Annotated in this window: 16 protein-coding genes; 8 read left to right on the forward strand and 8 right to left on the reverse strand. The window is 64.4% G+C overall.

The window, feature by feature from the left end; translation table 11 throughout:
- Positions 1-128 precede the first annotated feature (128 nt).
- The gene (locus tag B0919_RS19590; RefSeq protein ID WP_078013985.1) at positions 129-1,481 is read right to left on the reverse strand and encodes an aminotransferase class III-fold pyridoxal phosphate-dependent enzyme; all 1,353 of its coding nucleotides are present in this window, start codon (positions 1,479-1,481) and stop codon (positions 129-131) included.
- 377 nt (positions 1,482-1,858) lie between these two features.
- A complete protein-coding gene (locus B0919_RS19595; protein ID WP_254846628.1) occupies positions 1,859-3,331 on the reverse strand; it encodes a CoA-acylating methylmalonate-semialdehyde dehydrogenase in 1,473 nt (490 codons plus the stop codon).
- A gap of 286 nt (positions 3,332-3,617) precedes the next feature.
- On the opposite strand from B0919_RS19595, the gene gltB reads away from it, so the two are divergent.
- The gene (gltB, locus tag B0919_RS19600) at positions 3,618-8,141 is read left to right on the forward strand and encodes a glutamate synthase large subunit (protein WP_078013986.1); all 4,524 of its coding nucleotides are present in this window, start codon (positions 3,618-3,620) and stop codon (positions 8,139-8,141) included.
- A gap of 217 nt (positions 8,142-8,358) precedes the next feature.
- Positions 8,359-9,831 carry a glutamate synthase subunit beta gene (locus B0919_RS19605; protein ID WP_078013987.1) on the forward strand — a complete coding sequence of 491 codons (1,473 nt, stop codon included), beginning with the start codon at positions 8,359-8,361 and terminating at the stop codon, positions 9,829-9,831.
- Between the two features lie 26 nt (positions 9,832-9,857).
- Here B0919_RS19605 and B0919_RS19610 read toward each other — a convergent pair whose 3' ends face one another.
- Positions 9,858-11,012 carry a galactokinase gene (locus B0919_RS19610; protein WP_078013988.1) on the reverse strand — a complete coding sequence of 385 codons (1,155 nt, stop codon included), beginning with the start codon at positions 11,010-11,012 and terminating at the stop codon, positions 9,858-9,860.
- A gap of 471 nt (positions 11,013-11,483) precedes the next feature.
- Here B0919_RS19610 and B0919_RS19615 point away from each other — a divergent pair, with 471 nt between their 5' ends.
- Positions 11,484-12,653, forward strand: coding sequence for a tail fiber domain-containing protein (locus tag B0919_RS19615; RefSeq protein WP_078013989.1), 1,170 nt, complete (start codon positions 11,484-11,486; stop codon positions 12,651-12,653).
- Positions 12,654-12,768: 115 nt separating this feature from the next.
- Here the strand turns inward: B0919_RS19615 and B0919_RS19620 are convergent, their stop codons facing one another.
- Entirely contained in the window at positions 12,769-14,271 is a 1,503-nt protein-coding gene (locus tag B0919_RS19620) for a M28 family peptidase (RefSeq protein ID WP_078013990.1), read from the reverse strand.
- A 446-nt stretch (positions 14,272-14,717) separates the two neighbouring features.
- Here B0919_RS19620 and B0919_RS19625 point away from each other — a divergent pair, with 446 nt between their 5' ends.
- Complete coding sequence (locus tag B0919_RS19625; RefSeq protein ID WP_078013991.1) at positions 14,718-15,137, forward strand: hypothetical protein; 420 nt, start codon at positions 14,718-14,720, stop codon at positions 15,135-15,137.
- Positions 15,138-15,204: 67 nt separating this feature from the next.
- On the forward strand, positions 15,205-15,615 hold the full coding sequence (locus B0919_RS19630) for an STAS/SEC14 domain-containing protein (protein ID WP_078013992.1): 411 nt from the start codon (positions 15,205-15,207) through the stop codon (positions 15,613-15,615).
- 83 nt (positions 15,616-15,698) lie between these two features.
- Here B0919_RS19630 and B0919_RS19635 read toward each other — a convergent pair whose 3' ends face one another.
- The 3 genes from B0919_RS19635 to B0919_RS19645 all read right to left on the reverse strand — a co-directional run bounded on the left by B0919_RS19635 (position 15,699) and on the right by B0919_RS19645 (position 18,763).
- The gene (locus tag B0919_RS19635) at positions 15,699-17,036 is read right to left on the reverse strand and encodes a sensor histidine kinase (RefSeq protein ID WP_078013993.1); all 1,338 of its coding nucleotides are present in this window, start codon (positions 17,034-17,036) and stop codon (positions 15,699-15,701) included.
- Positions 17,026-18,369 carry a sigma-54-dependent transcriptional regulator gene (locus B0919_RS19640; RefSeq protein WP_078013994.1) on the reverse strand — a complete coding sequence of 448 codons (1,344 nt, stop codon included), beginning with the start codon at positions 18,367-18,369 and terminating at the stop codon, positions 17,026-17,028. Before B0919_RS19640 ends, B0919_RS19635 begins: the two co-directional genes overlap by 11 nt.
- Positions 18,370-18,442: 73 nt before the next feature.
- On the reverse strand, positions 18,443-18,763 hold the full coding sequence (locus tag B0919_RS19645) for a hypothetical protein (protein ID WP_139362270.1): 321 nt from the start codon (positions 18,761-18,763) through the stop codon (positions 18,443-18,445).
- A 200-nt stretch (positions 18,764-18,963) separates the two neighbouring features.
- On the opposite strand from B0919_RS19645, the gene B0919_RS19650 reads away from it, so the two are divergent.
- From B0919_RS19650 to B0919_RS19660, 3 genes are all read left to right on the forward strand, one after another.
- Entirely contained in the window at positions 18,964-20,217 is a 1,254-nt protein-coding gene (locus B0919_RS19650; protein ID WP_078013996.1) for an efflux RND transporter periplasmic adaptor subunit, read from the forward strand.
- 169 nt (positions 20,218-20,386) lie between these two features.
- Positions 20,387-21,064 (forward strand): ABC transporter ATP-binding protein, encoded by a 678-nt coding sequence (locus B0919_RS19655; RefSeq protein WP_078013997.1) that lies wholly within the window; start codon positions 20,387-20,389, stop codon positions 21,062-21,064.
- A gap of 25 nt (positions 21,065-21,089) precedes the next feature.
- Positions 21,090-23,528 carry an ABC transporter permease gene (locus B0919_RS19660; RefSeq protein ID WP_078013998.1) on the forward strand — a complete coding sequence of 813 codons (2,439 nt, stop codon included), beginning with the start codon at positions 21,090-21,092 and terminating at the stop codon, positions 23,526-23,528.
- Positions 23,529-23,601: 73 nt separating this feature from the next.
- On the opposite strand, the gene B0919_RS19665 is transcribed toward B0919_RS19660, so the two are convergent.
- A complete protein-coding gene (locus B0919_RS19665; protein ID WP_078013999.1) occupies positions 23,602-23,931 on the reverse strand; it encodes a hypothetical protein in 330 nt (109 codons plus the stop codon).
- Positions 23,932-24,305 lie beyond the last annotated feature (374 nt).

Consider the following 24,305-nt stretch of genomic DNA (forward strand, 5'->3'; position numbering starts at 1 on the left):
ATTATTACCATTTAGAAAATAGTCACCCTACCCCAGGCAACGTGAGGTAACTATTTCCGGCAATAATGCATGCTTGGCAACGAAAGAGCTAAATAATTCAGCTCTTTCGTTGCCGACTGCAACACCGCTTAGTGCACGTGCTGATCGGCAATGCGGATGGCTTGCGAAATAATATCCAAGCCTTCGTCTAGCTCGTCCTTGGTGATGTTGAGCGGCGGCGCAATGAAAATGTAATTCCAGCGTACGAAGGTGTACATGCCCAGCTCACGGATTTTGGCCGCTACCTGGTTCATCACCGCCATTTGGTCGGCGCCCGCGTTCCAGGGCGCCATGGGCTCCTTGGTGTCGCGGTTCTTTACCAGCTCGATACAGCCAAAGAGGCCGGTGTTGCGCCAGTCGCCGATGCTGGGGTGCTCGGCCATCAGGTCGCACATGCGGGCATCGAGGTAACGGCCCAGATCCTGCACGTTCTGCAGCATGTTTTCTTCCTCGTAGATATCGAGTACAGCCACGGCGGCGGCGCACGATACGGGGTGGGCCGAGTACGTGAGGCCCAGCGGCAGGGGCCGCTCGTCGAAGTAACCGGCAATCTGCTCATCCACCATCACGGCACCCAGGGGCAGGTAGCCGGCGGTAATGCCTTTGGCCATGCACATCAGGTCGACTTTCACGCCGTGGTGGTCGGAGCCGAACCACTTGCCGGTGCGCCCGAAGCCGGACATGACCTCGTCGGCAATGAGCAGAATGCCGTGCTTATCACATATTTCGCGCACCCGCTGCCAGTAACCGGGCGGGTACTTGATGCAGCCCGAGGTGCCCGACTCGCCCTCCAGAATGATGGCCGCTACGCTGCCGGGATTCTCGTAGCCGATGATGCGCTCCATAGCCGCGGCAGCCCGCTCGGCACACTCCTCGGGCGTGCGGCTGTACCAGGGGCAGCGGTAGAAGTACGGGTTTTCGACGTGCACCGTGCCGGGCATGGCCTGCGCATCGACGGCAAACTTGCGCGGGTCGCCGCCCACGCTGATGGCCCCGTAGGAAGCGCCGTGAAACGACTGGTACAACGACACAATCTTGTGCCGGCCGGTATAGATGCGGGCCAGCTTGACGGCGTTTTCGATGCTTTCGGCCCCGCCTAGGGTAAAGAAAGCCTTGGTTAGGTTGGGCGCGGTGATGTCGGCTAGCCGGCGGCCCAAGTCGCCGCGGGCCTTGGTAATCATGCCGGGGTACACGTAGCTCACCTCGCGCATCTGCGCGGCCACGGCCTCGGTTACTTTCTGGTTGCCGTGACCGATGTTGACGTTCATCAGCTGCGACGAGAAATCGAGGTAGCGTTTGCCGTCCCGGTCCCACAGATACACGCCTTCCGCCCGCTCGATATTAATCGGATTCAGCCCAGCCTGCTTCGACCAAGAAAACAGGGTATGATCCAGATTATCTCGCAGGATTTGCTCCTTATCGGTTTCGGTGTAGGTTTCCATCTTCTTGGCTGTGGGAGAAAGGGAGAATAAGCACGCATTTCGGCGTACTTTAAATATAGACAAAAAGGCGATTAAATAATTATTGCCAGCAAGTATAAGGCAGCAATAATTTGGGACGTCATGCTAGGCTGCTTGAAGCATCTCTACTGCTTCTTTAGAATGTCATTCCGAGCAAATTCGAGGACCCGAAGGCAGGCGCAAGTCAATCTCGCCGGATAGTAATTTCTAATTACTACCTGCCATCAGCACGCGAGATGTCTCGACTGCGCTCGACAGGACGGTCTTATTTGGCTGTCTACTTATGTCTACACTAAGCGGGAGAGATGCTTCGACAAGCGGACGCCAGATCAAGCATGGCGTCCCTTTTTCAGCCCGCCCTAGCTCATCCAATTCACCCGCGACTCCGGATTCCACTTCGTCGTGGTTTTCTTGAGTTGGGTCCAGAACTCGATGGAGCTTTTGCCGGTGATGTCGCAGGCGCCAAATTTCGACTCGTTCCAGCCGCCGAAGGAAAACGGCTCGCGCGGGACCGGCACGCCGATGTTGACGCCAATCATGCCAGCCGAAGCGTGGTCCATCACGTAGCGGGCCATGCTGCCGCTCTGCGTAAACACGGCCGCCGCATTGCCGTAGGGGTTGGCGTTTTCGATAGCCAGGGCCTCGTCCAGCGTATTGGTGCGCAGGATGGCCAGCACCGGCCCAAACACCTCTTCCTGCGCGATGCGCATGTCGGGCGTCACGTAGTCGACCACGGTGGGGCCCACGTAGTAGCCGTCTTCCTGGCCGGGCACTACGGCGTTGCGGCCATCGAGCAGCACCCGTGCGCCGGCCTGCTCGGCCTCAGTAATGTAGCCTTCGATGCGCTCCTTGGCTTCGCGGCTGATGACCGAGCCCAGGCTCTGGCCGGGCACGATTTTGCGGGCTTCCTCCACCAGCTTCTGCACGATGTGGTCGACCTGACCGACGCCGACCATGGTGGAGCCGGCCATGCAGCGCTGCCCCGCGCAGCCCGACATACTCGCCGCCACGTTGGAGGCCGTCATGTCGGGGTGAGCGTCGGGCAGCACCATCAGGTGGTTTTTGGCCCCGCCGAGGGCCACGCAGCGCTTCAGATTCGAAGTAGCGCGGCGGTACACCACCTTGGCAATTCGGGTGGAGCCCACGAACGACACGGCCTCGATGCCCGGATGGTCGCAGATGGCTTCCACGATTTCCCGGTCGCCGTGCACGATGTTGAGCACGCCGTCGGGCAGGCCGGCTTCCTTCAGCAGTTCGGCGATGCGGCCGGCGCTGAGCGGCACCACTTCCGAGGGCTTCAGGATCATGCAGTTGCCGAGCACCAGGGCATTCGGAATGGTCCAGTGCGGTACCATGTTGGGGAAGTTGAAGGGCGCGATGCTGGCCACCACGCCCAGCGGCTTGCGCTCCACGCGGGCTTCCACGCCCTTGCTGACTTCCAGAAACTCGCCCTGAATAAGCTGGGGCATGGAGCAGGCAAACTCGGTCAGCTCGACGGCCTTTTCGACCTCGGCGCGGGCTTCGTCCAAGGTCTTGCCGTTCTCCTCGCGCACCAGTTCGGCCAGGGCCTGCATGTCGCGCTCCAGCAGAACTTTGTAACGGTAGAAAATCTGCACCCGCTCCTTGATCGGCGTGGCCGACCACGCGGGGAAGGCGGCCTGGGCGGCCTGCACGGCCTGATCCAGCGCGGCGCCCCCCGACAGCGGCACCGTAGAAATCACCGCGCCGGTGAGCGGGCAGAATACCTCCAGGGTGCGCGCGCCGGCGTCCTCGACAAACTGACCGGCAACGTAGTTGCGCACCGCCGGGTACTTCAAAACTGCGACTTCCATGTTACCGAATTGTTAAGCCCCGGCAAGTAATGAGTTTCAGGCACATGTGCAACTCTCTTGGTTAGGACATTGGGAAAGAATCAGCCCTTACAGGGGTCATTTTATTAAATCCTGCACCCTAAAACCCAGCTACCGGCTCCAACTAAGCGGTTTTTGCGCTTGGCGCACTTATATGATTCGATGAATATTTTTTACTAACCATAGGGAGCAGCATCAACAGGTTTATTCGCTACCTTACTGATTCGCTCCGCCTTTCTGCCCGCATTCCCGCTTACCACAACTTACCATGACGCCAACTCCTTCCCAGGGCCTCTACCGCCCTGAGTTCGAGCACGACGCCTGTGGGACGGGATTTATCGCGTACCTGAACGGGCAGAAGTCGCACCAAATCATCAGCGACGCGCTGACCATGTTGGAAAACATGGAGCACCGCGGCGCCTGCGGGTGCGACTCCGATTCCGGCGACGGCGCCGGCTTGCTCCTGCAACTCCCCCACTGGTTTTTCCTTGAAGAGTGCACCGCGCTCAGCATCCGGCTGCCCGAGCCGGGCGGCTACGGCGTGGGCATGCTGTTTTTGCCCAAGGACGCGGCCCTGAAAGCCGCCTGCCGCGCCGTTATCGACGCGGCGGGCCAGCGGCTGGGCCTGCCGGTGCTGGGCTACCGCCCGGTGCCCGTGAACCCGGCCGGCATCGGCCCGACGGCGCTGGCGGCGGAGCCGGATATGGAGCAGGTATTCGTGCTGCGGCCGGCGGGGCTGGCCGCGGCCGAGGACTTCGAGCGGAAGCTGTACGTGTTGCGGCGCTTCATCACCCGGGCGGTGGCCGAAACGGTGCCGGGTGCGGGCGCGGATTTTTACTTCGCCTCGCTCTCGTGCAAGACCATCGTGTACAAGGGGCAGCTGACCACCTACCAGGTGCGCGGCTACTTCCCCGATTTGTCGGACCGGCGCTTGACCTCGGCGTTCGGCATGGTGCACTCGCGCTTTTCGACGAACACCATGCCCTCTTGGCGGCTGGCCCAGCCCTTCCGGCTGCTGGCTCACAATGGCGAGATAAACACGCTGCGCGGCAACCTGAACTGGTTTTACGCCGGCGTGCGCAGCTACGTGTCGCCCTGTTTCACGCCTGAAGAAATGGACATGCTGCTGCCGGTTATCGACAGCCAGCAGTCGGATTCGGCCTGCTTGGATAACATCGTGGAGGTGCTGCTGCACTCGGGCCGCCCGCTGCCGCACGTGATGATGATGCTGGTGCCCGAGGCCTGGGACGGTAACACGCAGATGGACCCGCTCAAAAAGGCCTTCTACGAGTTCCACGCCACTTTTATGGCCCCCTGGGACGGTCCGGCCGCGCTGCTTTTCACCGACGGGCAGATGCTCGGCGCCATGCTGGACCGCAACGGCCTGCGCCCCTTGCGCTACGTGCAGACCAACGACGGGCGCGTGATGGTGGCCTCGGAAGTGGGCGTGCTGGGCATTCCGGAAGATACTGTCATTCGTAAAGGCCGCCTGCAACCGGGCAAGATGCTGCTCATCGATACCCAGGCGGGCCGCATCATCACCGACGAGGAGCTGAAGGCCCGGGCCGCCGCGCAGCAGCCCTATGGCGAGTGGCTGGATAAGTACCAGATCCGGCTGGAGGAGCTGCCCGAGCCGCGGCAGGTGTTTTCGGATTTGTCGGCCGAGTCGGTGTTCAAGTACCACCAGGTGTTTGGCTACACCCGCGAGGATATCGACACCATTATTACGCCGATGGCGCTGGAAGGCAAGGAGCCCATCGGCTCCATGGGCGTGGATGTGCCGCTGGCGGTGCTGTCGGACCAGCCGCAGCACCTGAGCAGCTACTTCAAGCAGTTCTTCGCGCAGGTCACCAACCCACCCATCGACCCCATCCGGGAGCGGCTGGTGATGAGCCTGGCAACCTTTCTGGGCAACAACGGCAACATCCTGGACGAGGACAAGATGCACTGCCATTGCGTGGCGCTGCGCCAGCCCATTCTGACGAACCACGAGCTGGAAAAGCTGCGCAGCATCGACACGGGCCTGTTCAACGCCAAGACCTTGCTGTCTTACTTCAAGGCCGACGGCAGGCCCGGCTCCCTGGAAGCGGGCCTGGCGCGCCTGTGCCGCTACGCCGAAGACGCGGTAAACGACGGCTTCGAAGTGCTGCTGCTCTCCGACCGCGGCCTGGACTCCAAGCACGCCCCTATACCCTCGTTGCTGGCCGTATCGGCGGTGCATCACCACCTGATTCAGAAGGGTTACCGCGGCTCGGTGGGGCTGGTGGTGGAGGCCGGCGACGTGTGGGAAGTGCACCACTTCGCCTGCCTGCTGGCCTTCGGGGCCACGGCCATCAATCCGTACCTGGCGCTGTCGACGGTGCAGACCATGCACGCGGGCGGGCAGTTCCGCACTAGCCAGAGCTACGAAGAGCTGCGGCAGAACTATATCAAGGCCGTGTGCGACGGGCTGCTGAAGATCTTCTCGAAGATGGGCATCAGCACCCTGCAGTCGTACCACGGCGCGCAGGTGTTCGAAATTCTGGGGCTGAACCAGGACGTGGTGGACCGCTACTTCTGCGGCGCCGTCACGCGCATTGGTGGGCTGGGGCTGGACGATATTGCCCGCGAGACGCTGTACAAGCAGTTTCAGGGCTTCAAAACCTCGTCGGCCGAGGAGCAGACGCTGCTGCCCGAGGGCGGCGTGTACCAGTGGCGGCGGCGCGGCGAGGCGCACATGTTCAACCCCGAAACGGTGCACCTGCTGCAGCACGCCACGCGCACGAACAGTTACGAGGTGTACCGGCGCTACGCCCGGCTGGTGAACGAGCAGCCGGAGCGGCTGTTTACGCTGCGCGGGCTGCTGGATTTTGCCCAGCACCGGCCCGCTATTCCACTGGAGGAAGTGGAGCCGGCCGAAAGCATCATGCGGCGCTTTGCCACCGGGGCCATGTCGTTCGGCTCCATCTCGCACGAGGCCCACAGCACGCTGGCTATTGCCATGAACCGCATCGGCGCCAAGAGCAACACCGGCGAGGGCGGCGAGGACCCGATGCGCTACGAAGTGCTGCCCAACGGCGACTCCATGCGCTCGGCCATCAAGCAGGTGGCCTCGGCCCGCTTCGGCGTGACGGCCCAGTACCTCACCAACGCCGACGAGCTGCAGATCAAGATGGCCCAGGGCGCCAAGCCCGGGGAAGGCGGGCAGCTGCCCGGCCACAAGGTGGACGAGTGGATTGCGCGGGTGCGCCACGCCACGCCCGGTGTGGGGCTCATCTCGCCCCCGCCCCACCACGACATCTACTCCATCGAGGACCTGGCCCAGCTCATCTTCGACCTGAAAAACGCCAACCGCGCCGCCCGCATCAGTGTCAAGCTGGTGTCGAAGGCTGGCGTCGGGACCATTGCAGCGGGCGTGGCCAAGGCCCACGCCGACGTCATCCTGATTGCCGGCTACGACGGCGGCACCGGCGCCTCGCCTATCAGCTCTATCAAGCACGCCGGGCTGCCCTGGGAGCTGGGCCTGGCCGAGGCGCACCAGACGCTGGTGCGCAACCAGCTGCGTAGCCGCGTGGTGCTACAGGCCGATGGACAAATCAAAACCGGCCGCGACCTGGCCGTAGCCGCCCTGCTCGGGGCCGAGGAATGGGGCGTGGCCACGGCGGCGCTGATTGCCGGCGGCTGCATCCTGATGCGCAAGTGTCACCTGAACACCTGCCCGGTGGGCGTGGCCACCCAGGACCCGGAGCTGCGCAAGCTCTTCACCGGTCAGCCCGAGCACATCGTGAACCTATTCCGCTTCCTGGCCGAGGAGCTGCGCGAAATCATGGCCGAGCTGGGTTTCCGCACGGTGAACGAAATGGTGGGCCGGCCGCAGTTTCTGAAGCTGCGCGAAGGCCTCGACCACTGGAAAGCCCGCACCCTGGACCTGACGGATCTGCTGCAACCCGTGCCCAATCCTTCGGGCGGCACCCTGTACCACAGCGAGGATCAGGACCACGGCCTGCGCAAAATCCTGGACTGGCAGCTGCTCAAGCACGCCCGCCCGGCCCTGCAGGAACGCACGCCGGTGTCGGCCACTTTTGAGGTGCACAACACCGACCGCACCATCGGCACCCTGCTCTCGAACGAGGTAACCAAGCGCTACCAGGGCGCCGGGCTGCCCCCTGCCACCATCAATTACCGCTTCCGCGGCTCGGCGGGGCAAAGCTTCGGGGCGTTCTGCGCGCCGGGCCTCGCCTTCGCATTGGAAGGCGAAGCCAACGACTACGTGGGCAAGGGCCTGAGCGGGGCGCAGCTGGCCATTTACCCGGCACCGGACGCGCGCTTCGCGGCTGAGCAGAACATCATCATCGGTAACGTGGCGCTGTACGGGGCCACCAGCGGGGAGCTGTTTGTGCGCGGGCAGGCCGGGGAGCGGTTTGCGGTGCGCAACTCGGGCGCCACGGCGGTAGTCGAAGGTGTGGGGGACCACGGCTGCGAGTACATGACGGGCGGCCGCGCCCTCATCCTGGGCCGCACCGGGCGCAACTTCGCCGCCGGCATGAGCGGGGGCGTTGCCTGGGTGTACGACCCGGACGGCTCGTTCCCGCCGAACTGCAACCTGGAAATGGTGGAGCTGGACCCGCTCGACGCCGACGACGAAGACCAGATTCGGGCCTTGCTGCACCAGCACCAGCAGCTTACCGGCTCGCAGCTGGCCGCCTTCCTGCTCGATAACTGGCAGGAAGAAGCCGGGCGTTTCGTGAAGGTGTTTCCCTCCGAGTACAAGAAGGTGGTGCAGGCCGCGCGCTTCGAGCCAGCCGAGCGGTAAGGCCCTTACGCTCGCCTCACCCCGGCCCCCTCTCCAAAAAGAGCAGGGGAGCCAGCCCTCAGCAAAGTCGGGCCGGGCGGAGAGTAGCCAACTATGGCTGGGGTTACGAGCGGATCAGGACCTCATAAAATCAAACATCAACGACAACAATCAGCCTCCCAAAGTCGTCAGGCTCCCCCTCTCCTAAAGGGAGAGGGGGCCGGGGGGTGAGGCGCACATGGGACACATCACCGGTTTCAAGGAATTTGAGCGGGAACTGCCGGCCAAGGCGGCCCCGCAGGAGCGCGTGCAGCACAACCAGGAGTTCGTGGGGCAGTACGCCGAAAATCAGCTCACCCAGCAGGCGGCGCGCTGCATGAACTGCGGCATTCCGTTTTGCCACTCGGGCTGCCCGCTGGGCAACATCATTCCGGAGTTCAACGAGGCCGTGCACCGGCAGGACTGGGAGCAGGCTTACCAGATTCTGAGTTCTACGAATAACTTCCCCGAATTCACCGGCCGCATCTGCCCCGCGCCCTGCGAGGCGGCCTGCGTGCTGAGCATCAACCGCGCGCCGGTGGCCATCGAGGAAATCGAGAAACACATCATCGAAATAGCCTTCGCGAAGGGCTACGTGCGGCCCACGGCGCCGGTGCTCCGGTCGGGCAAGATGGTAGCGGTGGTGGGCTCGGGGCCGGCCGGGCTGGCCGCGGCGGCGCAGCTCAGGAAGGCGGGCCACTCGGTCACGGTATTCGAGCGCGACGACCGGCCCGGTGGCCTGTTGCGCTACGGCGTGCCCGATTTCAAGCTCGAAAAGTGGGTTATCGACCGCCGCATCGAGCTGCTGGAAGCCGACGGCGTGCAGTTTCGCTGCGGCGTGGAAATCGGCCGTGACTTGCCTGCCGATGCGCTGCTGCAGGGCTTCGACGCGGTGGTGCTGGCCGGCGGCGCTTTGCAGCCGCGGGATTTGCCTATCCCCGGCCGTGAGCTGCGCGGCATTCATTTCGCCATGCCCTACCTCATCCAGCACAACCGCCGCGTGGCCGGGCTGCCCATCGAGGACGAGGCGCTGTGGGCAGAAGGCGAAGACGTGGTCGTCGTCGGCAGCGGCGACACGGGCTCCGACTGCGTGGGCACGGCCAACCGGCAAGGGGCACGTTGCGTCACGCAGTTTGCCCAGATGAATGAGCCCGGCCACGAGCGGCCTGCGCACACGCCCTGGCCCTTGGAGCCGGCCATCTTCCGCAGCTCCTCTTCGCACGAGGAGGGCTGCCAGCGTTACTGGGGCATCAAAACCCGGGCCTTCCTCGGCGACGAGCACGGCCAGGTGCGCGCCCTGCTCGTGTCCGACATCACCTGGGAAACCGACGTGCTGGGCCGCCGCCTGGGCTACACGGAAATCGAGGGCTCGGAGCGCGAAATCCCGGCGCGGCGGGTGCTGCTGGCCCTGGGCTTTACGGGCCCGGAGCCGGGCGGCCTGCTGGCGCAGCTCGGCGTGCGGCTGGACGAGCGCGGCAACGTGCTGGCCTCGGAGCGCGACTACCGCACCAGTCTCGACAAGGTATTCGTGGCCGGCGACATGCGCCGGGGACAGTCGTTGGTGGTGTGGGCCATATCGGAAGGGCGCGAAGCGGCCCGGCAGGTCGACCAGTTTCTGATGGGCAAAACGACGCTGCCGAGCAGGAACGCGGTGGGCATGTTTGCGGGCTAAAGCACGTCGGCTGCGGGCTGCCGGGCTTACACCTGCGTCAGCACGCCCCCGCCGCCCAACTGGTAGGTGGCCAGGGCACCGGCGCGGCGGCGGGCGTAGGCGGTCTGTACGTGCTGCACAAAGGCATCGGCTTCGGCGGCGGGCACCAGGTTGAGGGTGCAGCTGCCCAGGCCGCCGAGCATACGGGCTCCCAGCGCCGCCGGAAACTCCTGCGCGATGTACACCAGCTCGTCCAGCTCAGGGCAGCTGACGGCGTAATCGTTGCGCAGGCCAGCGTGCGAGGCGTACATCTGCTGCCCCACGGCGCGCACGTTGCCGGCGGCTAAGTGGTAGGCAGCCAGTTCTACGCGCTGGTTTTCGGCCAGCACGAAGGCGCAGCGGCGGTAGACGCCCTCCCCCATTTCGCCGCGGTAGCGGTGCAGCTGCATGGGCGTGGCATCGCGCAGACTGCGCAGTTCGGGGAAATGGCGGCGCAGCACGGCCAGGCCCCGCGCGCACTCCTCCTGCCGCGCCGCGTAGCCCGCATCGGCGCGGCTGCGGCTCACGCCCGCGTCGCAAAGCACCCAGCGGTAGGTACTGGCGTCGAAGGGCAGGTACTCGAAGTGCAGGGAGCGGCAATCCAGCCGGGCCAGGTGCGCGGGGCGGCTGCAAAGGCTGGTGAAGTAGTCGGTGAGGCCGGCGGCACCCTCGGCATCGGCTTCGGCGCGCAGGGCCAGCCGGGCCAGCTCCATCGGGCCGAGGCCGGCGCCGAGCAGCTCGTTCAGGGCGTAGGCCAGGCCGCTGGCCACGGCGGCCGCCGCCGAAAGCCCTGCACCCACGGGCAGGTTGGCGCCGAACATGCAGTCGAAGCCGGGCACCTCGATGCCCAGCCGCTGAAAGCCCGCGGCCACGCCCAGCAGCCGCTGCATCCAGGACTTGCCGGCGGGTGGTGCGGCCGCCAGCGAGGCGTCCACCACGACGTCGGAGTCGTAAGAATACAGGCGCGCCCGGCCGTTCCGCTGCAGCGCCACGGCCACCACGGCGCCGCGGTCGATGCTGACGGGCAGCACCAGACCGCCAAAATGCCCGGCGTGCTTGCCTAGCAGCGTAACCCGCCCGGGCGAAAAAACAGCTAGCGGCCGGATCTGGAAATGCTGTTCAAAATCGGCTACCAGGGCAGCAGCCAACGACGTCGCAGCCATGGGAAGGAGCAAGAAAAACCGGTGGAGCACTGCCCGGTCGACCAACCAGCGGTAAAACCGCCGAAAACAAGACCAGTAGGCGTCAAATTACTGCTCTAAAAATAACAGGGCATTTCATCAAATCACACCCTTATCTACGCAACACCCCCTTTTTTAACAGGCATTACAGCACCATAAGTACCAAATATTGCCGCTACCCCTATATTTTTCAAGGCCATACCCATCCACATTTCCTTCATCTAGTCAATTTCCATTTGCCACCAGCACGCGACGTGCTTGGTCACATCACCAGCGGGCCGTTGCGCTTCGCTTGGCTTTTTATGCTACCGGCTAACGACGCGAATGAGCTATCAGAATCGGCTGGCCGGGCCAGAGCCGCGTGCTGGCGCTGCAAGTGGTTGCGGTGCATAAGCGCGTAGCAAAAGGCCGATATATTTGCCAGCCGCTCCTCACCACCACTCTAGCGTGCTCATGTCTATCTCCACCTCTCTCCTGCGAGCCGGGCTATACGGCCTAGCGCTGCTACCGGCCGCCGCCCTGGCCCAAAACACCGATTCCCTGCTCGTCGTCCATACCACGGAGGCGGGCCATAAGGTCAGCCGCCTGACCGCATTCAAAAGCGGGGGCCTGCTGGCCGGTGGCACTTTCATCGGGAACTACGACTCTAATCAAATTCCGGCCGAAGGCGCCGGCACCCGGATGATGTGGTTTCCCGAAAACGCCGCCTTCCGGGCCGGCTACGTCAACGGCACCCAGTGGGATGCGCCCAACGTGGGCCTGTACTCCATTGCCGCCGGCTACAACGCCCGCGCTTCGGGCGACTACGGCACGGCCTTCGGCAAGGACGTGGTGGCGGCCCAGATCAACAGCACGGCCATTGGCCAGTACTCCACGGCCTCGGGCGCGGCCTCGGTGGCCTTGGGCTACTACGCCCATACCAACGCCCGCCAGGGCTCCTTTGTGTTTGCCGACCGCTCGGTCCTCGACGACGGCAACATCTTTACTGACGAGGCCTTCCGGGCCGGGGCCAACCACTCGGCCAACTGGCGCGTAACGGGCGGCTTCCGCATTTACACGTCTTCCGACCGTAGCACCGGCGTCATTTTCCGCTACGGCAACACCACCCCTTCCTCCGACAACACCCCCAACTGGTTTCGCTCCAACGCGGCCATATCCACTTCCACCGGCGCCTACCTGAGTACCTCCGGCGTGTGGGAGAACTCCTCCGACCGCGCCAAAAAACACCGCTTTGAAACCATAGCGGGCGAAGATGTGCTGGCCCAGCTGCGCCGGGTGCCCATCACGCGCTGGAGCTACAAGACCGACCCGAGCAGTGTGCGCCACCTCGGCCCCATGGCCCAGGACTTCCGCCGCGCCTTTGGTCTGGGCCAAGACAGCACCAGCATCGGCACCGTCGATGCCGACGGCGTAGCCTTGGCCGGCGTGCAAGCCCTGGACGCGCGCACCAACGCCCAAGCAGCTCAGCTCGCCGCCCTGCAAGCTGAAAACCAAGCCCTGCGCGCCCGCCTCGACGGCCTGGAACAACGCAGCGGCGCCCCCGCTACCGCCGGCCTGCCGCTGGCCGTGGGGCTGGCGCTGGCCGGTATTGGCGTAGGTAGCCTGCTGCGTCGCCGCCGATAATCACAGGCGTATCGGTAAGTACTACCAGCCAAGCCAAAGGGCCCCGTACAACCGAAGTTGTGCGGGGCCCTTTGGCTTGATGACCGGCTGGAATCAGCGGCCAGCAATGGTGGGTTTACCGCTCCAGCCTGAAGCCCGGCTCGGGCGCGGGGCGCGCGTCCCGGTTGGCCACGGCCCAGCCGGTGAGGTACATCCACTGGGTCATGCGCGTGAGCTTGCCGTAGTCGATGCGGCTGGCTTCGTCCTTGGGCGTGTGGTAATCGGGGTGCAGCCAGCTGGTGTACATCACGGCCGGAATGCCCAGGCGCGCGTAGGGCAGGTGGTCGGAGCGGAAGTACCAGCCCTCGGGGTGCGAGGCCAGGTCCCACTTCTGGTCGAGTTTAAACTTCGGGCCTTGCTGGTTGGCGGCCAGGGCCAGGTTCACCAGGTCGGAGGAGTTGCGGTGCGGCGGAATGGAGCCCAGCAGCGCGGCCGAGTCGGGTACGTTGCGGCCCATCATTTCCGCGTTCAGCACCGCCACGATGGATTCCTTCGGCACGGTGGGCGTGGCCGCGTAGTAGCGCGAGCCGAGCAGGCCCCGCTCCTCGGCGCCGTGGTACACGAACAGGGCCGAGCGGCGGGCGGGCTGTTGCTTGAAGGCCCGCATGATGGCCAGCAGGGCCGCGCAGCCGGTGGCGTTGTCGTCAGCACCGTTCCAGATGGAGTCGCCGGCCACGGCGTGGCGTACGCCGTCGTGGTCCTGGTGGGTGCTGAAGAGCACGTTTTCGTTTTTCAGCTGGGCATCGGTGCCGGGTACCCGGGCCACGATGTTCACCGAGGGGTACAGGAAGCTTTCTACCTGCAGCTGGGCCGTGAACTGCTGGCCCGCCTGCTGCACCCAGCTCTGGGCGCTCTGCGGCAGCAGCAAGATGGGCGCACCGTCCACCACTTTGGTATTCGGGTCGCCGGGCAGACCGTAGCGGCCCCGCTCGTAGGTGTGGCCCCAATGCTCGTAGATATCCTGGGCGCGGGCATCGGCTACCCAGGCCACGGCTACGGCGCCGGCCTTAAGCAGCTCCGCCGACTTGTCGCGCAGGGTGGCGGAGAGGAAGCGGCGGAAGCTCATATCGGCCGTCGGGTTGCCCGAAAACTGAATGGCCACGGCCTTGCCCTTCACATCGACTTTGGCCAGCTCGGCGGCCGAGCCCCTGCCCACGTACACCAGCGGCGCCTGCACGGCGGCGTTGAGCGGGGCAAATACCAGTGCGTCCTGGTTGGGCCGCAGCTGGTGCGTGCCGATGCTCAGGCGGCTGGCCTTGGTGAGGCGGGTGCGCTGCAGGTGAAAGAACTGGAAGTAGGTGCCGTCGTCGCCGGCCGGCTCCAGCCCGATGGCGCGGATCTGATCGGCCAGCCACACGGAGGCCTTCAGCTCGTCGAGGGTACCGCCCTCGCGGCCCCGAAAATGGTCGTCGGCCAGGGCAAACAGGTCGCGCTTGATGTCGCTTTCGCGGATGGCCGATTCGGCGCCGCTGGCGGAGCTGGTTTTGCGCGGCTTCTTCTGCGCGTGCAGCGGCAGGGCCAAAGCCAGCGCCAGGCTGGCCGTAAGCCAGGTTTTGGTTGTGGGAAATAAGGGTTTCATAGGCAGATAAAGTATTCCCGGAGCTGCGAGGCCGGCTGCTTATCGGTGCGGGCGACCCGGGAAAAGCAATGTTACACCAGCGTCGGCACTTTCGCGTGCGGCAGCGCCCCGGCGAGTAAAAAGCACTTCTGTTCAGGCAGTCCCCGCTCAACCTGTAGGCTGTCATAACGAGCGCGCCTGCGGCTTCGCCTGAACCGGCAAAGCCCGCCCTGCCGAGCGCAACCGAGGCACCCCGCGGACTAACGTTGGAAGTTCATGGTTCAAAGCCCAGCCGTGATACGTGCCGGCGTATCGGCGGCCGCACGAGGTGCCCCAACTTGCCCGGCAGCATCCAAGCGGGCCTGAAAAGTACGCGCCGCGCCGGCTAGTGGCTACAACTGCGGCCAGTGCGGGAACCCCCAGGGGTGTTCCCGCCGTTCAAGGCGGCACGTTCGTCAGCTCCACCCATGTCCATACTCGCTTCGTTTCCCACCCTGGTACTGCACCTGCACTCCGGCCCCAGCCCCGCCCTCGAAACCGAATGGCTGGGCTTTACCGGCAGCAAAGACTTTCGCCGCTACCTCACCGCGGCGTTGGAGCTGGCCCGCCAGCACCGGGTACGGGGCTGGATTGCCAATGACCAGCTGCTCGGGGCCGTGCGCCCCACCGACCTGCGCTGGGTAGCCGAGCACGTGCTGCCGACCCTGGCGGAGCTGGGCGTGGTGCGCTTTGCCCGGCTCGAAGCTCAGGAAACGCTGAACCGCATGCTCATCGGGCACATGTACCAGAACGTCACCCCTGCCCTGCCCCTGCAGGAGCAGTCTTTTGCCGACCTGACCAGCGCCCGCACCTGGGCCACCGAGCTGGCTTCACCTTTTACCGCTTAATCACGTAGCATTACCTCATAACCGCCGCCGGCACCGCTGGGTTGGCCACCGTGAGCTTCCCTATTGCATGACGCAAGAGCTTAAATCGTCGCTGGGCAGGGTATTCCTGACCGTGACTACCGATACCGAGAACCGCTGGATTGACGTGAACTGGCAGGGCTACCTTACCGCCAGCAACATCCAGGAAGGTGCCCACGCTTACACCACGGCCTTGGCCAAGGCCGGGTTTGCGTGTGTCATCAACGATACGCGCGAGGTGCGCGGCCCCTGGGACCATTCCATGGATTGGGTTATCAACGAATGGGCGCCGAACGCGGCTAAGGCCGGCCTGCGCTACTTCGCCATGATTACCTCGCCCGAAACACTGGCCGAAGGCTCGGCAGCCGCGTTCTACGACCAGCTCACCGCCTTCAAAGCCCAGGTGTTTACCTCGCGGCAGGCGGCCGAGGCATGGCTGCGCAGCGTGATGCAAAACTAGCCGGCCAGACCGTTGCGCTGCCTCCCGGCCTCAGCGACAAGTCATATCCTTAACCCAGACGCTTTGCCCCTTCCGCTACCCGCCTAAAACTGCAGTACCACGGCCGTACCCACCTCGGGCGCCGAGCGTACCTGTATGCTGCCTTTGTGGAGCAGCATAATTTGCTTGCACAGGCTCAGCCCGATGCCGCTGCCGTTCTTCTTGGTGGTGAAAAAGGGCACGAATACTTTGTCGAGCACCTCCAGGTCCATGCCCGCGCCGTTGTCGGTGACGCTGACCAACGGCCGACTGCCGGCCGGCGCCGTGGCCGTGAGCGTGATACGCGGCTCGGGGCGCCCGGCCACCGCATCCATGGCATTGACCATGAGATTGATCAGCACTTGTTCGAGCAGCACCCGGTCGGCCTGCAGGGTCAGCTCCGGGTCGGGCAGCAGGAGCTCCACCCCGATGCCCTTTTGCTCCAGCTTGGGCTGCAGCAGGTGGAGCACCGCGTCGAACACCTCGTACACGCGCAGCGGCTGCAGAGTGGGCGCGGCAATCTTGCTGAGGCTGCGGTAGGTACTGGCAAATTGCAGCAGTCCGTCGCTGCGCCGCTTAATGGTTTCGATGCCCAGCTCCAGGTCTTCGCGCATTTCGGCATCGGGCGGCTTGGGGCCGGCGGCGTGCAGGCGCTGCTGCAGGGTTTCGGCCAAGGAGGCAATGGGCGCCACCGAGTTCATGATTTCGTGAGTGAGCACCCGCAGCAGCTTCTGCCAGGCGTCGGCCTCGGTTTCGTCCAGGGCCTCGCCCACGTTCTGAAACGCTACCAGTTTGTACTGCCGCCCGTCGGTCTGAAACACGCTGGCGGCTAGTAGCAACCGTACGGTGCTCGGCCCCACGGGCACGCTGACCACCTGCGGCGGGCCGGGGCGCAGCTCGGTTAGCTGGGCGGTCAGCTCGGGGTAGCGCCGGGCCAGGCCGCTGATGTTCTTGAGGTGCGGCAGGCGCAGCTGCTCCTTCAGGGCACCGTTCAGCCACCACACGGCGCCGGTATCCGGCTCGTAGGACAGGATGCCGGTGTTGATCAGCTCCAGCATGCTCTGCAGGTGCTGGTACTGCGTTTCCTTTTCCAGGCTCATGGCGCGGAAGGCCGCGTTGATTTCCCGGAAGTGCGCGTGCAGCAGCTGCAGTTCGGGCCGGTGCTGCTGCCGGCCGTACTGCCGCGTAAAGTCGCGGTAGCGGATGGCGGCGGCAAACTCGGTCAATTCGTCCTGCAAGCGCACGTGGCTGCGGTACAGGTCCAGTACGGCCCACACGGACAGCAGCAGCGGCAGCGCGGCCCAGGCGCCGTAGCCGTGCGCGCTCAGCCACCCGGCTCCGCCCACGCCGGCGGCCAGCCCCAACACGGTAGCGCCCAGGCGCCGGCGGTAACTAGAGCGCATGCTTGTTGAGGCGGCGGTACAGGGCCGTGCGCGTGAGGCCCAGCTCCTGCGCCGCCCGGGTGATGTTGCCGCCGTGCTTTTCAATCACGCGCAGAATGGTGCTCTTTTCCACCTCGTTCAGGTTTAGGCTGCTACTCGCCTCGGCGGCATTCGGCGCCGAGGCGAGCTGCGAAAACAGCAGGTCCTCGGCCTGCAGCACGGGCGTTTCGGCCATGATGACGGCCCGCTCGATGGTGTACTGCAGCTCGCGCACGTTGCCGGGAAACGGGTACTGCTCCAGCTTGCGCAGGGCGGCTGGGCTGAGCGTGGGCTCGGGGCGGTGGTACTTGGCGGCATACTGCGCGGCGAAGTGGCGGGCCAGCTGCCCGATATCGGCCGGGCGGCTGCGCAGCGGGGGCACCAGCAGCTCCACCGTGTTGATGCGGTAGAGCAAATCCTTGCGGAAGCGCCGCTCGTCGGCCAGCTCGGCCAAGGGGACGTTGGTGGCGCAGATCAGGCGGATATCCACCGGTATGGGCTGATTGGAGCCCAGGCGCGTCACCTGCCGGTTTTGCAGGGCCGTGAGCAGCTTGGCCTGCTGGCCCAGCCCCAGGTTACCGATTTCGTCGAGAAACAACGTGCCGCCGTTGGCCGCCTCGAAGCGGCCGGCGCGGTCTTCGCGCGCATCGGTGAAGGCGCCCTTCTTGTGCCCGAACAGTTCCGACTCAAACAACGACTCCGTCAGCGCCCCCGCGTCGACCTTCACGAAGGGACCGGCGGCGCGGCGCGAGGCGCGGTGCACGGCCTGGGCCACCAGATCCTTGCCGGTGCCGTTTTCGCCGAGCACCAGCACGTTGGCGTCGGTGGGCGCCACTTTCTCGATGGTGCGAAAGATGTGCTGCATGGCCGGCGCGGCGCCCAGCAGCCCAGGCGCCGCGTTGGGCCGGGCAGCGGGCGCGGCCGCATCGTCCTTGCGCAGGGCGTCGCCGATGGTTTGCAGCAGCTTGTCGTTGTGCCAGGGCTTCACCACGAAGTCGGCGGCACCTTCCTTGAGGGCGCGCACGGCCAGCTCGATGTCGGCGTAGGCGGTAATCATGATGACGGCCGCCTGGGAACCCGACTCCTTGATGCGCCGCAGCCAGAAGAAGCCCTCGTTGCCGGTGTTCACGGCGCTGTGGTAGTTCATGTCCAGCAGAATCACGTCGAAGGCGCGGGCGGCCAGCAGCGTGGGCAGGGCTTCGGGACGCCGTTCCACCACCACTTCGCGCACCTGTGGGCGCAGCAGCAGCCGCACCGCCGTCAGGATGTCGGGGTCGTCGTCGAGGACGAGTACGGAGGCGGAACGCAGGTTCATGGCAGGGTAATGAGCAAAGGGCACGATTTAGTTTAGCACATCATGCGGAGCGCAGTCGAACCGAAGGTCGCCGTTAAGCAAGCAGCTCTACTGTTTTGGCTAAACAGCATAAAAAGAACGTCATGTCGAGCGAAGTCGAGACATCTCGCCGGATAGTATTCCTCTCGTTGCACATGATCTTACTATCCAGCATCAGCGCGCGAGATGTCTCGACTTCGCTCGACATGACGAGCAAGAGAAGCTGGCGAAGAAGTAGTAATGCTTTGATCAGCTCACCAAAACGACCAAGCCAATCAGCTGTTGAGCAGCTTCCAAAACCGGTAGCCTCCGACAAAGCACGGTAATTTTTGAGGGCAAAATCAAGTACCGCCGCGGCCCAATCGGCGCGGTTCAATTAGGCTGCTGGTGCCGGCCGGTGTGCGGCTGTATCAGCACCGCACACCGATTGTATCAAAACCGAACACTGTCCGGAAACAGCTAATTATTAAACGTTTGAAAATTAGCCATTTGGATTTCCGGCACGCCGATGGCGACGAACCATGGCAGGAAGGGCCATAATTTTTTCGGCCGACCGCAAAAAAACTCTCAACTGCCGTGGACCGAGCTATTACCCCCAAGAAGTGGACAACCCGCAAAGTGCTGCTGGCCGGCGGCCTGCCGCTGGCGCTGCTGCTGGCTGGGGCCAGTTACTACTACGGCGCGGGACCCAGCCAGCTGAACGTGGACCCGGCCCGCCTGACGGTGAGCCAGGTGCGGCAGGGCAGCTTCCAGGAGTTTATCCCCGTGAGCGGGGCCGTGCTGCCCGAAACCACCATCTACCTCGACGCGCTGGAAGGTGGCCGGGTGGAGGAAAAATACGTGGAGGATGGCGCCCTAATGAAGAAAGGCCAGCCGGTGCTGCGCCTCTCCAACGCTGACCTGGAGCTAACGCTCGTCAACCAGGAAACCTCGGTGCTGAACCTGCTCACGCAGATGCAGATTTCGCGCAACGCGGCCCAGCAGAACACCAACTCCCGCCTCAACCAGCTGGCCGACGCCGACAACGCCTACCAGGAAGCCGAGCGCGTGTACAAGCTGCAAAAGACCCTGTACGAGCAGAAAGTCATTGCCCTACAGGACTACAAGCAGGCCGAAAACGCCTACCACTACCAGCAGAAGCGCCGCCGCCTGAGCCGCACCATGCTGCACCAGGACTCCACCGCCACCCGCCAGGAACAAGGCCAGGCCGGCCGCTCCTACGCCCGCATGCAGAACGCCCTCACGCTGATGCGCCGCAAGGTGGGCGACCTAGTGGTGCGCGCCCCCATCGACGGGCAGCTGACCTCGCTCGACGCCGAAATCGGGCAGAGCATCAACAAGGGCCAGCGCCTGGGCCAGCTCGACGCGGTGAGCGGCCACAAGGTGCGCGCCGACATCGACGAGCACTACATCTCGCGCGTGTTTCCCGGCCTGCAGGGCGAATGCACCATCGGCGGCAAACCTTATGCGCTGCAGGTGCGCAAGGTGTACACGCAGGTGACGGGCGGCCACTTCCAGGTCGACATGACCTTCGTGGAGCAGGCGCCCAAAGCCATCCGCCGCGGGCAGACGCTGCAGATTCGGCTGGCGCTGGGCGACGAAACCCGGGCCGTGCTGCTGGCCAAGGGCGGCTTCTACCAGCAAACCGGCGGCACCTGGGTGTACAAGCTCACCCCGGACGGGCGCACCGCCTACCGCGCCGACGTGCGCCTGGGCCGCCAAAACCCGGACTACTACGAAGTACTCGGCGGCCTGCAGCCCGGCGACCGGGTCATCACCTCCGGCTACGACACCTACGGCACCATGCAGGAGCTGGTGCTCAAGCAATAGCCTACTTCTACCCGCATCTGCAAGCAAAGCGCGCCGAAGCTGCCCGGCCGGACCCGGAGAATGGTGGGTCCCCAGCTGTGGTGAGTGCATGGTCCTGCCCCCGGCGGGGCGGCTTCGCGCGTGGCGCTGCCTCCTTTTTCCGCTCAACTGCTCTCTCAGCCCCTACCCGATGATCAAGATTACCAACCTGGAAAAAATCTACCGCACGGAAGACGTGGAAACGGTAGTGCTGCACGAGCTGAACCTGCAGGTGCAGGAAGGCGAGTTTGTGGCCGTGATGGGCCCCTCGGGCTGCGGCAAGTCCACGCTGCTCAACATCCTGGGCCTGCTCGACGACCCCAACGCGGGCTCCTTCGTGTTCGACGGCACCGAGACAGTGGGCTTCTCGGAGCGCCGCCGCGCCGAGCTGCGCAAGCACGCCATCGGCTTCGTGTTTCAAAGCTTCAACCTGATCGACGAGCTGACGGTGTACGAAAACGTGGAGCTGCCGCTGGTGTATACTGGCGTGCCGGCCGCCGAACGCAAAAAGCGGGTGGAAGAGGTGCTGGACAAGATGCGCATTATGCACCGGCGCAACCACTACCCGCAGCAGCTCTCGGGCGGGCAGCAGCAGCGCGTGGCCGTGGCCCGCGCCGTGGTCAACCGCCCGCGCCTCATCCTGGCCGACGAACCTACCGGCAACCTCGATTCCAGCAACGGCAACGAGGTGATGGAGCTGCTTTCGGAGCTCAACGAGCAGGGCACGACCATCGTGATGGTGACCCACTCCGAGCACGACGCCCGCTACAGCCACCGCATCGTGCGCATGCTCGACGGGCAGACTGTGGCCGAAAACATCCTGACGTAGCGCTTCACCCCCTGCCCTTCCCGCCATGCTCCGTCATTACATTACCGTCACGCTGCGGAACCTGATCAAGCACAAGCTGATTTCCGCCATCAATCTCTTTGGCCTCACCGTGGGCCTGACCTGCTGCCTGCTGATTCTGGCCTACATCCTGCACGAAACCAGCTACGACCGCAGCGCGCCCCATGCCGACCGCACTTACCGCGTCACCCGGGAGTTTTTCAACCCCGACGGCGCCAGCACCCTGCAGCTCAGCTCAGTGGCCCCGCCCTTCGGCCCGCTGCTGCAGAACGACTTCCCGCAGATCGAGCAGCTGAGCCGGATGATTCTGTTGAGCCCCGTGGTGGTGCGCCACGAAGACCGTATCCTGACCGAGGACAGCCTGTTTTTCGCCGAACCGGCGTTTCTAGAGCTGTTGGGGGTACGCATGCTGCGCGGCGACGCCCGCACCGCCCTGTCGGAACCGCGCTCCGTGATACTGGAGCAAAGCGCGGCCCGCAAGTACTTCGGCGACCAGGACCCACTGAACCAGGAGCTGAAAATTCAATCGCGCATTTTGTGCAAGGTCACCGGCGTGTACCAGGCCCTGCCCGAAAACAGCCACCTGCACCCGGCCGTGCTCGTGTCGTTCAGCACCCTGAACGACTCTACCATCTACGGGGAGCGAAACCTGCGCACCAGCTGGAGCAATAACGCCTTCCACACCTACATGCGCCTGGCCCCCGGCTCCGACGCGGCCCAGCTCGAAGCCCAGTTTCCGGCCTTCCTCGACCGCCACCTGCCCCAGCCCGAGCGGGCTACCGACTACGTGCGCCCCTCCAAGATGAGCAAGCTGGCCCTGCAGCGCCTGCCCGACATTCACCTGCACTCCAACCGTGCCGATGAGCTGGAGCCCAACGGCGACGTGAACCGGGTGTACATCTTCGGCATCATTGCCCTGTTCGTGCTGCTGATTGCCTGCATCAACTACATGAACCTAAGCACGGCACGGGCGGTGCTGCGGGCCAAGGAAGTGGGCGTGCGCAAGGTGGTGGGCGCCCAACGCTCCGAAATCATCTTGCAGTTTCTGGGCGAGTCGGTGTTCATCACGGCCGTGGCCACGCTGCTGGCGGTGGCCTGCACAGTGCTGGCCCTGCCCTGGCTGAGCCGGCTGGCCGGCACGGCCCTGCCGCCGCAGCTGCTGTGGCAGCCGCCGGTGCTGCTGGGCCTCGCGGTGTTGCCGCTGGTGGTGGGCGTGGTGTCTGGGCTGTACCCGGCCTTGTTTATGTCTTCGTTTCAGCCCCAACAGATTCTGAAGGGTTTTATGAAAGTCAGCGGCGGCCTAGCGTTTCGGCGGATGCTGGTGGTGGTGCAGTTTGTGGTGAGCATCGGGCTGCTGGTCAGCACCGCGGTGGTAGGCTTGCAGATGCGCTACCTGCAGCAGACCCCGCTGGGCTACGACCGGGCGCAGATTGTCACGCTGGACTACCCGCTGAGCCTCCGGCCCCAGTACGAAGCCTTCCGCCACGCCCTGCAGCAGCAGGCCAGCGTGCAGGCTCTGAGCCGCTCCTCACGCATCCCCACCGGCCGCCTGCTCGACGCCAGCGACGCCGCCGCCAGCATCGGCGACTCGCTGCGGCCCACCTCGTCCAGCGTGAAGTACCTCGGCATCGACGAAGGCTTCCTGCCGACCTACGGCATCAAGCTGGTCGCCGGGCGCAACTTCGACCGCAAGGCCTTCCCCACCGATACTGTGGGCTTTATCCTGAACGTCACCGCCGTGCGCCTGATCGGCTGGAAGTCGCCCGCCGAGGCAGTGGGCCAGGCGTTTCGCTACGGCGGGGTGATGGGCCGGGTGCTGGGCGTGACCGAAGACTACCACTTCGAATCCTTGCACCAGCCCATCGTGCCGCTAGTGATGTGTCTAAGCCCCGTCACGAATGGTTCGTCCTACAACTACATGTCGGTGAAGCTATCCGGGGCCGACGTCGCCGGCTCGTTGCAGCACCTGGAGCGCACCTGGAAGGAGTTTCTGCCCGACGAGCCCTTCACCTACACTTTCCTGGACGACAGCTACGCCAAGCTCTACCAGGGCGAGCAGCGGCAGAGCACGCTCTTCGCCATCTTCGCCGGCATTGCCATCTTCATTGCCTGCCTGGGCTTGTTCGGCCTGTCCTCGTTTGCCATTACTCAGCGCGTGAAGGAAATCGGGGTGCGCAAGGTGCTCGGGGCCAGTACCTCGGCCATCGTGCTGCTGCTCTCCAGCGACTTCATGAAGCTGGTGGGCGTGGCCGCGCTGCTGGCCTTCCCGCTCTCGTGGTACGTGATGCACAACTGGCTGGCCGACTTTGCTTACCGCATCAGCATGCCGTGGTGGGTATTTCCCTTGGCCGGGCTGGCCGCCGGGCTCATTGCCCTGGCCACCATCGTGTCGCAAACGGTGAGCGTGGCCCGCGCCAACCCCGTCAAGAGCCTGCGCACGGAATAACAATTTGCGCTGTGCCCACAAAAAAGCCGCGCTCCTGCTTCAGGAACGCGGCTTTTACGGTTTTCGGGTGCCGTTACTGGCCATCGGTGGGCTCGGGGCGGGGGCCGCTGCCGTAGCGCGGGTCGTCGTCCTTCCAGGCGGCGCGTTGGGCGTCGTTACCGGCGTTTTGGGTGGCGGCTACGGCCGCGGGGTTCTGGTTTTGCTCTACGTGGCCGGGCTGCTGCGCCGGGTCGGTCTGCTGGCTTTCCTGGGCGTAGTTTTCGGTGGGCGGCGCGTCGGGCTTGCGGAACTCGCTGAACTCGTCCGGGTTATCGTTGGCACCGCTGTTGGAGTGGGTCGGGCGTTTCGGTTCGTTAGCGGCGTCCTGCCGCGGCGTATCGGACGATTGGGGTGTGGTAGCCATGGAAAGTCAGGTAAGGATGAAGGAAACATGCCGCTGCTGCGCACAGCGGCTCGGCAGTCTTCCTCATACGGCATAATGCCGAGCTTGGCTGGGCGGCAGGCTCCCACCTCGACTTACCGCACTGACTATCAGCTATAGTTGCCTGTTATCCCTCGGCCGCTGAACCCAGGATTAAAAGCGTGTTCGGGATTTTCGTATTAGGTCCTGCTGCGCCTGTCGAATGACTTTCGGCCACAGCCTGTTCTGAATTCAGAAACCGCTCTAAACCACTTGCCAAAAGCGTTTCCATACGGCGTTGACCAAATTTATTGGGTTATATTGAAGTGAGTAATTAAATCCATTCCTGCTGTAGTAACCTTACAGCCTGAATGCGT

The organism is Hymenobacter sp. CRA2 (genome assembly GCF_002007105.1).
Lineage (GTDB): Bacteria > Bacteroidota > Bacteroidia > Cytophagales > Hymenobacteraceae > Solirubrum.

What these genes read in the sequence shown, in the direction of transcription:
- gltB (WP_078013986.1), top strand. Translation starts at nt 3,618, where the DNA reads ATGACGCCAACTCCTTCCCAGGGCCTCTACCGCCCTGAGTTCGAGCAC.
- B0919_RS19595 (WP_254846628.1), bottom strand. Translation starts at nt 3,331, where the DNA reads ATGGAAGTCGCAGTTTTGAAGTACCCGGCGGTGCGCAACTACGTTGCC.
- B0919_RS19620 (WP_078013990.1), bottom strand. Translation starts at nt 14,271, where the DNA reads ATGAAACCCTTATTTCCCACAACCAAAACCTGGCTTACGGCCAGCCTG.
- B0919_RS19590 (WP_078013985.1), bottom strand. Translation starts at nt 1,481, where the DNA reads ATGGAAACCTACACCGAAACCGATAAGGAGCAAATCCTGCGAGATAAT.
- B0919_RS19660 (WP_078013998.1), top strand. Translation starts at nt 21,090, where the DNA reads ATGCTCCGTCATTACATTACCGTCACGCTGCGGAACCTGATCAAGCAC.
- B0919_RS19655 (WP_078013997.1), top strand. Translation starts at nt 20,387, where the DNA reads ATGATCAAGATTACCAACCTGGAAAAAATCTACCGCACGGAAGACGTG.
- B0919_RS19610 (WP_078013988.1), bottom strand. Translation starts at nt 11,012, where the DNA reads ATGGCTGCGACGTCGTTGGCTGCTGCCCTGGTAGCCGATTTTGAACAG.
- B0919_RS19625 (WP_078013991.1), top strand. Translation starts at nt 14,718, where the DNA reads ATGTCCATACTCGCTTCGTTTCCCACCCTGGTACTGCACCTGCACTCC.
- B0919_RS19665 (WP_078013999.1), bottom strand. Translation starts at nt 23,931, where the DNA reads ATGGCTACCACACCCCAATCGTCCGATACGCCGCGGCAGGACGCCGCT.
- B0919_RS19640 (WP_078013994.1), bottom strand. Translation starts at nt 18,369, where the DNA reads ATGAACCTGCGTTCCGCCTCCGTACTCGTCCTCGACGACGACCCCGAC.
- B0919_RS19615 (WP_078013989.1), top strand. Translation starts at nt 11,484, where the DNA reads ATGTCTATCTCCACCTCTCTCCTGCGAGCCGGGCTATACGGCCTAGCG.
- B0919_RS19605 (WP_078013987.1), top strand. Translation starts at nt 8,359, where the DNA reads ATGGGACACATCACCGGTTTCAAGGAATTTGAGCGGGAACTGCCGGCC.
- B0919_RS19635 (WP_078013993.1), bottom strand. Translation starts at nt 17,036, where the DNA reads ATGCGCTCTAGTTACCGCCGGCGCCTGGGCGCTACCGTGTTGGGGCTG.
- B0919_RS19630 (WP_078013992.1), top strand. Translation starts at nt 15,205, where the DNA reads ATGACGCAAGAGCTTAAATCGTCGCTGGGCAGGGTATTCCTGACCGTG.